Source organism: Streptomyces subrutilus (assembly GCF_008704535.1).
Taxonomy (GTDB): domain Bacteria; phylum Actinomycetota; class Actinomycetes; order Streptomycetales; family Streptomycetaceae; genus Streptomyces; species Streptomyces subrutilus.
Genome location: NZ_CP023701.1, coordinates 7132067 through 7145169, shown reverse-complemented (window position 1 = coordinate 7145169; position 13103 = coordinate 7132067). Strand labels below are relative to the sequence as shown.

16 protein-coding genes are annotated in these 13103 nt (G+C 73.0%); all 16 read left to right on the top strand.

Annotated elements, in window-relative coordinates:
- Positions 1-22 precede the first annotated feature (22 nt).
- The 16 genes from CP968_RS31950 (at position 23) to CP968_RS35140 (ending at position 12963) form a co-directional block, all read left to right on the top strand.
- Complete coding sequence (locus tag CP968_RS31950; protein ID WP_150521299.1) at positions 23-310, top strand: hypothetical protein; 288 nt, start codon at positions 23-25, stop codon at positions 308-310.
- Positions 307-900, top strand: coding sequence for a hypothetical protein (locus tag CP968_RS31945; protein ID WP_150521298.1), 594 nt, complete (start codon positions 307-309; stop codon positions 898-900). Before CP968_RS31950 ends, CP968_RS31945 begins: the two co-directional genes overlap by 4 nt.
- 11 nt (positions 901-911) lie before the next feature.
- Entirely contained in the window at positions 912-1565 is a 654-nt protein-coding gene (locus CP968_RS31940) for a hypothetical protein (protein WP_150521297.1), read from the top strand.
- A gap of 58 nt (positions 1566-1623) precedes the next feature.
- Positions 1624-1902, top strand: coding sequence for a hypothetical protein (locus CP968_RS34275; protein ID WP_167536890.1), 279 nt, complete (start codon positions 1624-1626; stop codon positions 1900-1902).
- Positions 1899-2333 (top strand): helix-turn-helix domain-containing protein, encoded by a 435-nt coding sequence (locus tag CP968_RS34270; protein WP_167536889.1) that lies wholly within the window; start codon positions 1899-1901, stop codon positions 2331-2333. The genes CP968_RS34275 and CP968_RS34270 overlap by 4 nt, the downstream gene beginning before the upstream one ends.
- Positions 2330-2746, top strand: coding sequence for a Scr1 family TA system antitoxin-like transcriptional regulator (locus CP968_RS31930; RefSeq protein ID WP_150521295.1), 417 nt, complete (start codon positions 2330-2332; stop codon positions 2744-2746). The genes CP968_RS34270 and CP968_RS31930 overlap by 4 nt, the downstream gene beginning before the upstream one ends.
- Positions 2746-3324 (top strand): hypothetical protein, encoded by a 579-nt coding sequence (locus CP968_RS31925; RefSeq protein WP_150521294.1) that lies wholly within the window; start codon positions 2746-2748, stop codon positions 3322-3324. Before CP968_RS31930 ends, CP968_RS31925 begins: the two co-directional genes overlap by 1 nt.
- 132 nt (positions 3325-3456) lie before the next feature.
- The gene (gene fxlA / locus CP968_RS31920; RefSeq protein WP_150521293.1) at positions 3457-3615 is read left to right on the top strand and encodes an FxLD family lanthipeptide; all 159 of its coding nucleotides are present in this window, start codon (positions 3457-3459) and stop codon (positions 3613-3615) included.
- A 33-nt stretch (positions 3616-3648) separates the two neighbouring features.
- Entirely contained in the window at positions 3649-3789 is a 141-nt protein-coding gene (locus tag CP968_RS31915) for an FxLD family lanthipeptide (protein ID WP_150521292.1), read from the top strand.
- Positions 3790-3913: 124 nt separating this feature from the next.
- Positions 3914-6955, top strand: coding sequence for a lantibiotic dehydratase (locus CP968_RS31910; RefSeq protein ID WP_229886953.1), 3042 nt, complete (start codon positions 3914-3916; stop codon positions 6953-6955).
- The gene (locus tag CP968_RS31905) at positions 6952-8217 is read left to right on the top strand and encodes a lanthionine synthetase C family protein (RefSeq protein WP_150521291.1); all 1266 of its coding nucleotides are present in this window, start codon (positions 6952-6954) and stop codon (positions 8215-8217) included. The genes CP968_RS31910 and CP968_RS31905 overlap by 4 nt, the downstream gene beginning before the upstream one ends.
- A gap of 48 nt (positions 8218-8265) precedes the next feature.
- The gene (locus CP968_RS31900) at positions 8266-8916 is read left to right on the top strand and encodes a hypothetical protein (RefSeq protein ID WP_150521290.1); all 651 of its coding nucleotides are present in this window, start codon (positions 8266-8268) and stop codon (positions 8914-8916) included.
- A 31-nt stretch (positions 8917-8947) separates the two neighbouring features.
- Positions 8948-11023 (top strand): methyltransferase, FxLD system, encoded by a 2076-nt coding sequence (gene fxlM, locus CP968_RS31895; protein ID WP_150521289.1) that lies wholly within the window; start codon positions 8948-8950, stop codon positions 11021-11023.
- Positions 11024-11109: 86 nt separating this feature from the next.
- On the top strand, positions 11110-12210 hold the full coding sequence (locus CP968_RS31890; protein ID WP_150521288.1) for a hypothetical protein: 1101 nt from the start codon (positions 11110-11112) through the stop codon (positions 12208-12210).
- A gap of 171 nt (positions 12211-12381) precedes the next feature.
- Entirely contained in the window at positions 12382-12657 is a 276-nt protein-coding gene (locus tag CP968_RS35145) for a hypothetical protein (protein ID WP_229886952.1), read from the top strand.
- A gap of 111 nt (positions 12658-12768) precedes the next feature.
- Positions 12769-12963, top strand: a complete 195-nt coding sequence (locus CP968_RS35140) for a hypothetical protein (RefSeq protein WP_229886951.1) — start codon at positions 12769-12771, stop codon at positions 12961-12963.
- The last annotated feature ends 140 nt before the right edge of the window (positions 12964-13103 follow it).

Below are 13103 nucleotides of genomic sequence, written 5' to 3'. Positions count from 1 at the left end.
CGCCTTGGAACGGGAAGGCGCCGTGGCCACCATGCCCATGGCCGGGGTCCTCGTCCTCGGCCCCGGGCAGCCGCACCCCGCCGACGCCGACCTCCAGCGCACGATCCGTGACCGTGTCGCCGCCGGCTTCTACCCGGCGGGCTCCGCGCTGCCGACCGGCCTTCTCGGCGACGAGTTCGGCCTGGACGCCCCGCAGGTGGCCCGGGCCTGCCGGTACCTGACCCACGACGACACACTGATCCACCACCACGGCCCCCACGGCCCCGGCTTCTACGTCCAGGCCCCCACCAGCCTGGAGGCCGCATCGTGAAAGAGCTCCAGGCCCCGGGCGTGACCCTGCGCTCCGACCGGTACGCCCGCCACCCGCTCGTCCTCGTCAGCGAGAAGGGAGGAGTGCGGTACTGGGGCGGCCGCCGCGAGGACCAGGTCGACCGCGACTTCGACGTCGACGTGCTGTGGGAGAAGTGGGCCGGCCCCTTCACCGGCACCCCCCTGTACGGGGAGTTCGACCCGCAGAATCAGCGCGACGCCGTCAACCGGCTGCTGTGCGCACACGGCATGCGCCACCCGGCCCAGGTCCCCGGTGAGGGAATGCTGTGGCTGCTGCGCGGGGACGGCGTCGAGCGGACGTGGCCGGCGGACATCGAGACGACGTCACCGCCGATCTGCCGCCCCCACGCCGAGCTCGCACTGGACCGGTGCCCGACCCTGCGCCGCGGCTACCTCGCCGTGCGCGTTCACGAGGTCGAGTACGTCGGGGTGAGAGGCCTCCTCTACGCGGACGGCGGCCCCGACGGCCTGGAGACCGTCTACTTCACCGACCCCGCCCGCCTGCGCTTCACCCTGGCCCGCTACCTCGTTCTCCGGCTCCGCGGCGCCCGCCCCGACCCCGACCTGTGAAAGGACCTGCCATGAGTTGGACCGAAGCCGACGTCCACGAACTTCTCCTGCTGCTGGGAGCCGCCGCGCGCTGGACCGACCACGTCACCGTCTCGCGCGACGGGACGGAGCCGCCCTGCCTACCGCACCTCGTGTGGCACGAGGCGGATGTGCTGTTCGGCGCGCTGGAGCCGGCCTCGGTCCAGGCGTGGCTGACCGGGGCGGACCTCAACGCGACGGCCGAGTCCTGCAAGAGCGGCGTGAAGGTCACCCTCGGGGACATCGCCGCGGGCGAGTACATCGCCCGCTGCCTGTCGGCACGCGCCGACAGCGCCCGGGCGTGCGTCACCCGCCTCGGGAAGGCGCTCCGCCCGCGGCGTGTGAGGGCCCAGCTGTCCGGCAGCCCCGCCGGGAAGGTGACGGTGACGATCTGGGAACTCGCCGGCTCTCCGGAAGCGGCCAACCTGGCGGCCGCGCTGGGAGCCGACGGGCTCGTCGAGGGCCTGAACCTCTACCTCACGGACGGCCAGGACATCTTCGAGGACCGGATGCGGTGGCTCCTGACCGGCGTCGTCGGAGCCGGCGTCTACGTCGAGGTGAAGCAGGGGTGCGACCACGACCCGAGCAGGCTCACGATCGAACTCACCGAGGACCAGGCCGACGCCCTCACCGCGCGGCTCACATGACGCCCCGCGCGCCGATGGCCGGCCCCGATTCCCATCCCGACCTGCAAAAGGAACAGTCGTGAGCGACGTCCATCAGATGTACGAAGTCCTCATGTCGGCTCTCCAGCGGACGGCCAGCCCCGCCGACGTCATCCGGGCCACGGACGAGACCCTGCCCCACCTCCGGTGGCACGGCAAGCGCGGCGCGTTCGGCGACTTCGACGTTGCCGTGATGCGGATGTGGCTGATCGGCGCCGAAGTCGACGCGACGGCGGAGATCGACCAGCACGCCATCAAGATCACATTCGCGGACGTCGCGGCCGGCCACCGCATGGCCCACGTGCTGGAGCTACCGTGACCGCCACCGTCCACCCGCTGATCCGCTCCCCGCGCGCCGACGGCCCTCCGGCCGGCCGGCTGCTGCTGGGCGCCTACCTGCGCCGCCTGCGCACGGACAAGGGCATCACGCAGGCCGCGGCCGCCAGCTCGATCCGCAAGAGCACGTCCACGCTGTTCCTGTACGAGAGGGGCGAGTCGCCCATCAAGGAACGGGACCTCCGCGACCTGCTCCGGATGTACGGCGCGGATGCCCGCGCCGTCACGCACGCCGTGCGGATCGGGCGCCGGGCGGACCAGCACGAGATCCATGACGCGGGCGGGAGGGCGGGGCGCCGGGTCGAGGCCGTCGAGGCCCTCGCCCTGGACATCACCGTCGTCGCCTGGTGGATCTGCCCGCCCACCCTCTACAGCGCGGCGGCCGCCGACGCGCCAACCTGGGCAACGGCGTGATCAGGCTGCACGCCCGGCCCCGCCCGAGCTGCCCCACCACCCTGCTGCTCGAAGAGCCGTTCCTGCGGCGCTCGCACGGCGACCCGGCCGCGCTGGCGGATCAGCTCCGGCACTGGGCGAACCTCGCGGCCGACGGCGACCTCACCGTTCGGATCGTGCCCCCGCTCGTCGCCTTCTCCCCGGGCACGGTCCTCCTGAGCCAGATCGCGCTCCGCAACGCCACGCTGTGGGTCGAGGAAGGCGTCGTACCGGCGTTCGCGACCGGACGGGCCGCGGTATGGCGCAGCCGGCTCCTGGACCGGGCCCGTGACGCCGCGGGCACCCCCGCCGCCGGCCTCGCCGCCCTACGCGAGGCGGCCGCCCACTGGACCACAACCGCCAGCAGCAGCCGGAAGGGCTTCCCGTGTACGTGATGAGACCGCTCACCGCCCCGGACTGGCCGGGAGGCCTGGATGGGCTGATCCAGGCCCGGCACGACCACCAGAATGCCCGTCGGCACGCCGTCAGCGGCGATGGGGCCGCCCTCGTCGACCTGGTCCGCCTGGAGTCCGTCCCGGCCGTGGTGCCCGTCGGAATGTGCGACTACGACACCCTCGTGGCCGCGTTCGCGCTCCGGATGGAGGACCCGCTGATCGGCTGGCCCGACGCGGAGCGCGCGGAACCGAGCCTGGTCGTCTCCTACGCCCACACCCACCCCCGGCATCGACGGCTCTTCCGGTTGATCACCCCGTGGCTCTGCGACTACGCGGCACGGCGGCCCGCACCGCCCCGGTGGGTCCGCGGCTCCGTGGGGACGTCGGCCGTGGCGGAGCACCTGCGCAACTGCGGTTGGCAGTCCGTGCAGCAGGCCCCCGCCCCGGGCCGCCCACGGCACCTCGTGCAGTGCGCACCACAGCAGAACGACATCCGCACCCTGATACGCAGCGAGGGCGAGCTCGCCCCGCCCGGCGGCACGGTCCGCCGGAGCCGGACGCCCCGCTCATCGAACTAGCCCCTGCCCCCTGCCCCCTGCCGGCCGCCGGCCGATGCTCGTTCCGGACCGGCGGCGCACGTCCCTGGCTCAGGCCGTCTCGGCCACTGCCAGGCCAGAAAGTGCCTATCCACCCCTGTCAGAGGAGCCTGTATGGCCATCATGACGAACGGACTGGCCCCCGCCGACGGCGAGTTCGACCTCGACGTCACTCTCGTGGAGTCAGCCCCGGTCATCTCGAAGCGCGACACCTCCGAGGGCGGCTGCGGAGCTACCTGCGGCGGCCACTCGTGCACCTCCGGCGTCGTCTGACCACTCACCTGTCCAACACCACCAGGAGGAACCATGGACCAGCCCAACGCCGCAACGACCGATTTCGAGCTCGACGTCACCCTCGTGCCGGTCGCTGACGAGGCCAGCCAGATCAACCTGACCGACGACGGCTGCGGCTCCACCTGTGGCGCCTGCACCACCGGCGTCCACTGATCCCTTCCCTGCCCAACGGCTGGTGCCGCCGCGGACCGTTCCGCGGCGGCACCAGCCGCAACCCTTCCCCTGTACCCGGAGGTGCAGTTTGCCCGCTTCGGCCCGCGCGTTCCGCTCCGGCGGCGTGGCGCTTGTCCGCGCCGCCGCCCATCCTGTGCCTCCGCTCTCCTCGTGGCCGGCGCTCGCAGATCGCGGGGCCCGAGGACGCGTCGACCAGGTCAACTGGCTGCGCACCGTGTGGGAGGCGGAGGACTTCACCGAGGGGCTCCGATACGCCAGCCCCTCCCTCGCCCAACAGGTGGCCCTGCTCCTGGCCGCCGAGGAACCCGCGGAACGCGATGTGCGGCGGGCGGTGATCTCCGTCGTGCGCTACCTGCTGCGGGCCCGGGCCCGCGCCACCCCCTTCGGCCACTTCTCCGGCGTCGCGCCCGCCCGCATCGGGGAGGCCGCACACGCACGGTGGGGCACGGAGCATCACGCGGTGGTGCGCGCCGGCGCGCAGTGGCTGGACGATGTCGTCCTGCGGCTGGAGGGGTGTCCGGAGCTGCTGGCGCGTCTGCCGGTCGTGGCCAACAACCTGGGCTTCATCCGCGGGGAGCAGCTGGTCATCCCGCACCAGCCCGACCGGCGCGCGGCGGGCACCGCCGGCGTGGACGCCTGCCTGCCGTACAAGGCGCCGGTCCGGGCAGCCCTGGCCGCGGCGCAGGCGCCGGTCGTCGCGGGCAATCTCGTGGCGCAGCTTTGCACCGGGTTTCCGGGTGCCGAGGAGGGGACGGTCGTGGGCCTGGTGGTCAAACTCGTCCGCCACGGTGCGCTGCTGAGCAGCCTGCGGGCTCCGAGTACGCAGACCGACGCGCTGGGGTATCTCGTGGCGGAGCTGGAGGCCGTCCGTGCGGAGGAACTCGCGCCGGTGGCCGGTCTGGTCCGCGCCCTGCGGCGTGTGCAGGCGGACATCGCACGCTGCAACAGCACGGCGCCCCGGCGGGCGCGTGCTGCGCGGGAGGCTGCGGCCGTGCGCATGACGGCTGTGACCGCGGTGCGCCGGCATCCGCTCGCGGTCGATCTGCGGCTGGACGCCTCGCTGACGCTGCCCCGCGCGGTGGCCGTCGAGGTGGAGCGCGCGGCGCTGGCCTTGGCCCGACTGAGTGCCGCCCCGTACGGGACCGCCGTCTGGAAGCGGTACCACATGGCGTTCTACGAGCGGTTCGGGCTCGGGTCGATGGTCCCGGTGGCGGACGTCGTCGCAGACAGCGGCATCGGCTACCCGTCCCCGGACGACGAACGGCCGCGGCTGTCGGAGCGGGACGAGGAGCTCTTACGACTGGCGCAGCGCGCCGCTGTGGAGGGTCGCGGCGAGGTCGTCGTGGACGACGCCCTGTTGGACTCCCTGGACAGCGGGCCCGCTGCGCCGCGGCTTCCCCCGCACCTGGAGGTCGGGGTGCGTATCCACGCCGTCGACACCAACGCGCTGGAGAGCGGGCAGTTCCAACTGGAGGTCGTCAGCGTCTCCCGGGGCGCCGGCGTCGGCACCGGCCGGTTCCTCGGCATCCTGGATACAGCCGACGCGGCCACGCTCACCGCCGAGCTCGCCGACCTGCCCACCGGCGACCGGGACACGATCGCGGTGCAGCTCTCCTACCCGCCGCTCGCGCCGGAGAACGCCCACCTCACCCGCACCCCCCGCGTGCTGCCCACCGTGGTCAGCCTGGGCGAGCATCACCGGCCCGGCGACCGGGACCTGGGCATCGGCGACCTGGCGGTGGGCTGCGACGGCACCCGCATGTTCCTCGCCGCTCCCGCTCTCGGGGTCCGCGTCGAACCGGTCGGCATGCACGCCCTGAACCTGCACGGCCACCACGCCCCGCCCATGGCCCGGTTCCTCTCCGAGATCAGCCGGTCCCAGTACGCGCAGGTGACCGCCTTCGACTGGGGCGCCGCCCGCACGCTGCCGTTCCTGCCCCGCCTGCGGTACGGGCGCACCGTCCTGTCCGCGGCCTGCTGGCGGCTGGAAAGCGACGAACTGCCCGGCCCGACCGCGCTCTGGGCCGTATGGGACAGCGCGTTCAACGCCTGGCGCGGCCGCCGCCGGCTCCCCCGGAATGTGTACCTGGCCGAGGGGGACCGGCGGCTCGCCCTGGACGTGGACGTCGAAGCCCACCGGGTGCTGCTGCGCCTCCACCTGGACCGCGGCCGGCCCGCCGTGCTCGGCGAAATCCTGGGCGGTGCGGGATGGTGCGGCGGCCGCGCGCACGAAGTCGTCATCCCGCTGAAGGCGGCCGAACCCGTCAGGTGGCCGGCCCTCCCCAGCCCGACCGCGGCCCGGACGGTCGGCCGCGGCCGCGGGCAGAGCCCCGCCGCCTCCCGGGTGGTCCTGGCCTCGCTGTACGGGGACATCCGCCGGCAGGACACGATCCTCGCGCGGCACGTGCCGGAACTCCTGGACCGGCTCGGCTCGCCGCGGTGGTGGTTCGTACGGTTCCGCGACCCGGAGCAGCACCTGCGCCTGCGATTCGCGCTTCCCGAGCCCGAGGCGTTCGGCTCCGTCGCCCGTACCGTGAGCACGTGGGCAGACGAGCTGAACACGGCCGGACTGCTGCGGGAGATCCGCTACCCCACCTCGTACCCGGAAACGGGCCGCTGGGGCTCTCAGGCGGCCTGGGACGCCGCCGAAGACGTCTTCCGCGCCGACTCCCACGCCCTGCTCACCCAGCTCCGGCAGACCGCCCGGCCCGGGGCGCGGGCCTTGGCCACCGCCCACATGATCTCCATCGCCGGCGCCTTCCAAGGCGACACGGTCCGGGGCATGCGCTGGCTCATCGACCACGTACCCGCGGCCGCCCCCGCGCCGATACCCCGGCACGAATTCAACGAAGCCGTCCGCCTGGCCGATCCCCGTCCGAGCTGGGGGGCGCTGCGCAGTGAGCCGGGCGGGCCGGCCATCGCGGACGCCTGGGCCCGCCGCGACCTCGCGCTGGCCGCCTACCGCCTGCACCTGCCGGGCCCGCACACCGCGGGCATCGACCCGGACGCGGTCCTCGGCTCCCTGCTGCACTGCCACTTCGTACGGGCCGTCCGGATCGACTTCGCCGAGGAGGCCCTGTGCACGTATCTCGCGCGGGCCGCCGCGCTGGCCTGGATCGCCCGCACCACCGGGAGCCTGAAGTGACCGAGCGCCTCATCCACGTGGTCGGCAACCGCCTCGCCCACCCGGCCACAGCCCCGGCCCTCGTCCGCAACCACCCGGGATGGCAGCAGTCCCTCGCCCGCGGCATCCCCGGTATCGCCCTCCTCCACATCGAACTCGCCGCCACCGGCCGGGCGCCGTGGCAGCCCGCGCACGACTGGCTCACCGCCGCGGCCGCCGCCCCGCTGACCGTCGGCCCCGACAGCCACCCCTTCCACGGCGGCCCCGCCCTCGCCCACGCTCTGGCCTGCGCCGCCGAACACCGGCCCGGCTCCTACCGCAGCGCCCTCCAGGCGCTCGAAGAGCAGATGATCGCCGACACCGATGCCCGCCTCGCCGCCGCGCACCTGCGCCTCGACCGCAAGCAGCCACCTGAGATCACCGAGTACGACGTGATCCGCGGCCTGACCGGCTACGGCGCCTACCTGCTCCGCCGCCGCCCCGACAGCCCGACCCTCCGGCGCGTCCTCGACTACCTCGTCCGCCTCACCCACCCGATCATCCACGACGGCGAGACACTGCCCGGTTGGTGGACGCTCTCCGGCCCGTCCGGCAGGCCCGACGCACGCTTCCCCGGGGGACACGCCAACGCCGGCGTCGCCCACGGCATCGCCGGCCCCCTGAGCCTGCTGGCCCTGGCCACCCTCCAAGGCATCGGGACCGACCGGCAGCACGACGCCATCGACGAGATCAGCCGCTGGCTGGACCACTGGACCAGCCCGCCCGGCGGCGGCCCGGCCTGGCCCTACTGGATCACCCGCGAAGAACACCGCAGCCGCTGCCCCCGCCCGGCCGGGGCCGTACGGCCGTCCTGGTGCTACGGGGCCGCCGGGCTGGCCCGCGCCCTGCAACTGGCCGCCCTCGCGCGCGGAGACGGCGCCCGCCGGCTCCGCGCCGAGCACGCCCTCGCCACCGCCCTCACCGACCCCGCCCGTCTTGCCGCCACAACCGACATCTCCCTGTGCCACGGCTACGCGGGCCTGGCCCACCTCGCCGCACGCGTGGCCGCCGACGCCCACGCCGAGACCCGCGCCCGGCTCGACAGCCTCATCCCCCACCTTCTGGAAGCCGTGGCCCCACCCGACCCCCGAGGGCAAGAGGAGGCGGCCGACGCCCTCCTGCGGACAGCGGACGGCAGCGGAGCGGGCCTCCTCGACGGCGCGGCCGGTGTCGCCCTGGCCGTACTCGCCGCCGGCACCGGCCGCACCGCCTCCCGCTGGGACACCTGCCTGCTCACCGCCTGACAGCGGACCCATCCCACTCAGACCACCGCACGAAGGAGCCCTTCCCCCATGGCGCTGTTCGACCTCATGGCCGACCGCTGGCACGGAGAGAACCCGGTCAACGAGGCCGCGATCATGGTCCGCACCCTCGCCCCCCGAATCGCCCAACCGGCCGACTGGAACCGGTCCAGGGCCTACGCGGAACCCGTCCTACGGTTCCTGAAGGAACACAGCCACCAGTGGATCTCCGTCCGACAGATCGGGGAGTCCTGTTCCATCCCCGATCGCCGGACGGTGGAACTCGTCATGTGCCTCAACGCTCTGGTCGATGCCGGCCACCTCGTGGAAGGGCCCGCCACCCACTACGCGTACGGCATCCCGAACACCCTGGGCCGCATCGACCACATCGACGCCCGCCGGGACGCCGCAGGCCGCCACTCCCTCCCCCTGCCGCCCGAGATCGCACAGACACTGATCCCAGGCGGCGCACGCGACCAAGCGCTGGACCTCATCCCCACCCTTCACGCGCACTTCGCGAAGAACAGCGCCGGCTACCGACCAACCTGGATCGAGATCTGCCTGGAGCTGGGCCTCGATGAACACAAGGACGGCATGATCCTCTACTTTGCCCTGGGCGCCATGGCCGCCCACGGTCACCTCCGGATGCTGCCCTCCGCCGACGTGCGCGGGCCCCGATGGGAACTGCCTCCCACCGCCTGAACCGCCCACCCCACTGCCGGAAAGGATCCGGATGGACTGGCAGCAGCTCAACATCACCTTCGCCGACCGCGCTACCGGCCGGCAGGCGATCCAAGACACCATCGGACCCGCCCTCGCCGCAGCCGAAGACGCCGGCCACGTCCACGCCTGGTGGTACATGAACAAGCAGCCCTGGCCGCTGCGCATCCTCAGCCCGTCACCGGTCCCGCCCGCCGTCACCACCCCGCTCCACGCCCTGGTGGCCGCCGGGAAGATCGACCACTGGTTCCCCGCCACCTACGAACCCGAGACGTTCACCTTCGGCGGCCCCACGGCCATGGACGCCGCCCACGCACTGTTCCACCAGGACAGCAGACACCTCCTCGCCTACACGCCCGGCCCCGCCGCCCGGCACATGGGCCGACGCGAGAGCACCGTGGTGCTGTGCAGCACGATGATGCGCGCCGCCGGACTCGACTGGTACGAACAGGGCGACGTCTGGGCCAAGGTCGCCGACCTGCGCACCGACCCCACCACCGCGGCGGCCGCCCCGGCCGCCCCCCGGTACAGCCGGGCCATGCGGCGCCTGATGACCGTCGACACCCGGGCGCTCACCGAACCCGGGGCTGTCCTGGACGGCCACCACGGCTGGGTGACCGCCTTCGAGGTCCTCGGGAAGGCCCTGGCGCGGCTCGCGCACCGGGGCGAGCTGACCCGCGGACTGCGCGCCGTCCTCGCCCACCACGTCATCTTCCACGCCAACCGTGCCGGTCTCCCCCTCGGCGACCAGCACACCATCTCCACCATCGCCCGAGAGGTAGTCATGGGATCGAGTGACAACAACGCGTTGCCCACGGGGGCCGCGTCCAACGCCGATAGCGTCAGCGCGGTGAACACCGACACGACGTCCGAAGCCGCACGTCTCCGCAACCGCCTGGTCGACCAGATCCGCGTGAACGGCCACGCCACAACCCCCGAGGTCGAAGCCGTCCTGCGGACGGTGCCCCGGCACGTCTTCGTGCCCGGCGCCTCCCTCCACGACGCGTACGCGGACGCGCCGGTGAACATCAAGTACGACACCGACGGCAAGACCGCGATCTCCTGCGCCTCCCAGCCGGGCGTCGTCGCGCTCATGCTCGACCAGCTCAGCGCCCAACCCGGCGACAAGGTGCTGGAACTGGGCGCCGGCACCGGCTACAACGCCGGTCTGATCGCCCACCTGGTCGGCCAGAGCGGACACGTCACCACCATCGACGTCGACGAGGACCTCGTGGACGGCGCCCGCACCCACCTGGCGGCCGCCGGGATCACCAACGTGGAGACGATCACCCGCGACGGGGCCCTCGGCCACGCCGAAGGCGCTCCGTACGACCGGATCATCGCCACCGTCGGCGCCCACGGCATCCCCCACGCCTGGCTCCACCAACTCGCCCCCGGCGGCCGCCTCGTCGTCCCCCAGCGTCTCAAGGGCAGCGTCTCGCGCTCCATCGCCTACGAGCAGCACGACGGCAGGTGGGTCTCCCTCGGCAGCCAGATGAACACCTTCATGCCGCTGCGGCGTGGCATCGCCGACGACGACCGACGCGTGATCGCGCTCAGCACGGACGGCACCGTACGGCTCCAGGCCCCCGCCGGCCAGCACATCGACGCCGACGCCCTCGCCGGGGTCCTGGAGCAGCCGCGCGTCGAACACTGGACGGGCGTCACCGTGCGCGCCATGGAGTCACCGGAGTGGATGGAGCTCTTCGTCTCCTGCACCCTGCCGTCCGGACTCGTCCGGATGCTGTTCCCGCAGACCGCGAAGGGCACCCACCTCACCGAAGACCCCTACCCGTCCTCGACCGCCGCCGTCGACAAGGGCGCCGTCACCTACCTCGCCCGGCGCCTGTCGGACGAGAAGACCCCCGAGGGAGGCAAGCTCTGGGAGTTCGGCGTCATCGGCCACGGCCCCGGCAGCGACGCCCTCGCCGCCCAGGTCGCCGAAGCCGTGCAGACCTGGGACCGCGAGTACCGCGGCCGCGAAGCCACCTTCGAGATCCAGGCCCCCGACGCCCCCGTCATCGAGGAACGGCCCGGCCGGTTCGCAGTCGACACCCCGCTCAACCGCATCGTCATCGACTGGCAGTGACCTCCAACAGGCACAACAGCGGTGCCCTCCGGCCCCGGGCCGGCGGGCACCGCCCCGGTTCACGCCCACCATCCCCGGGAGTGCCCATGGACCCGCACGGCCCGACAGCCCGGCGCTTCCCCCTCGTCGCCCGCTTCCGCCCGGCCTGCCTGCCCCTGCCCGAACGCGTGCAGGCCCTCGTCGCACTGGCCGACACCGCGCACAGCACCGGCGCCCAAGGGACGGCGTCCGCCGTCTTCAACCAGGCCGCGCTCATCGCCTCCGACACCGGCCTCCCCGAGCTCGCGCGCACCGTGTGCCACCGGCACGCCGCCGCCTACCTCCACGCCTGCCCTCTGCCCTCGATGACCGCGATCCGTGCACTGGAACCCGTCGTCAACCTCGCCCGCCTCCAGATCCGCGCGGGCAACGGCGACGACGGCCGCGAACGTCTCCTGCGGCTCTACCACACCGTCAGGCAGGACACCGAAGCCCGGTTCGAGAACATCACGATCCCGGCCGGTCTCGTCGCCACCCCCGGATCCCGCGAGGAGGTCCGCAGATGGCTGTGGCGCGTCATCCTCGCCGACGGCGCCCGCACCCTCACCACAGCCGGACGCTGGACCGAAGCCCTCGCCCACGTCGAGGAGCACCACGGCGTGGGAAAGCGCATGTTCGACGGCCGGCAGATAGCCATCCTGGCCACCCTCGCCGCCGGGACGCCCGACGGCACCGCCGCCCTCCTCATGCAGACAGAACCCGGAGAGCCGTGGGAACAGGCCGTCACCGGCGCCCTCACCGTCCTGTGCCGCCAGGCCGCGCACCGGCCCGTCGCCCATCACCTCTCCGAGCTGGAGCACACCTACCTCACCCACCAGGCCGGCCACGGCACGACGGTCTTCGACATCCGCCTCGGCCTCACCGTCCTGGACACCATCGGCACCCCTACACCCGCAGCACACCGCATCACCGAAGACCTCTTCCGACGCACCACAGCAGCCAACGACGGCTACGCCGCACGTGAAGTCCTCTCCCACCCCCAGTTCACCGAACTCGCCACACCGCAGCAGGCCCAGCACTGCCGAGACCTCGTACAGGCCTGCGCCCTCGGCCGCGGAACGCTACCGGCCAACCTGCGAGACGACCTCGCTGAAGCCCTGAACGTCGCAGACCACGTGATCCGGCGCAGCCTCGAAGCCGTGACATAGGAGACCCGACGCCTCCAGATCACTGGGGACTGCGCACGCCCGAGCCCTCGTTCAATGTCCACGCGCCCGAGCCCGGGGACGTGGACACACGCCTTCCGATGACGCTGCCCGGGCATCACGGGTCTTCCCGATCCTCCGGTGAGGCGCTCCGGCCGCAGACACAATAGCGGCATGGATCTCATCGCCAAGGTGGCCTGCCGCCGGTGTCCCACGGCTGTCGAGCTCACCATCCGCTCGGCCGAGCACGCCAAGAGCGAGGTGGAGGCGGCCGGCTGGACCGACCACCCCAGCGGCTACGGCCACCTGTGCCCCACCTGCTCGAAGCCGCCCGCCGAGCGCCCTGGTCCGTACGTGCCGGACCCGTCGAGCCATGGGTGGAGTGCATGGATGATCATGCCGATGCTGCGGGCCGGCGGGTTCAGCCACGAACCCGGCCGCGCCCTCTGAGCATCGGGCCCCGACTTCTGCTGGGAGGAGTCGGTGAGGCGGGACGGTGACGAGTAGCTCGACGGTGCCGAGCTGTGCGTCCGGGTCCACTACGCAGTGGGCCGGGCGAAGATGAAAGGCCCCGTCGGTACGTACACGGCCGCGGACCAGGCGCACCACCGTGCGGGTCTGGACCGTCTCACCCGATACCTCGCCGACCAGGGGTACAGCGTCATCGAGGACGCGCGCGGCCGCGAGAAGACGTACCTGATCGTCTACCGGCTGTCCGGACACGAGAGCGATGTACCCGCAGCGACGTACGCCTGAGAGCGGCGGTGGTCCGTCGCGGACGGGATGCGGGGCAGACGCTGCTGCGCCTCACCGTCCGTGCAACCGCTCGGAGTCGAATCAGGCCACGCCGCTGCGGGGGCCAGGGGGTAGGCGGTGGGCGAGGCGCCTTCGGCGGA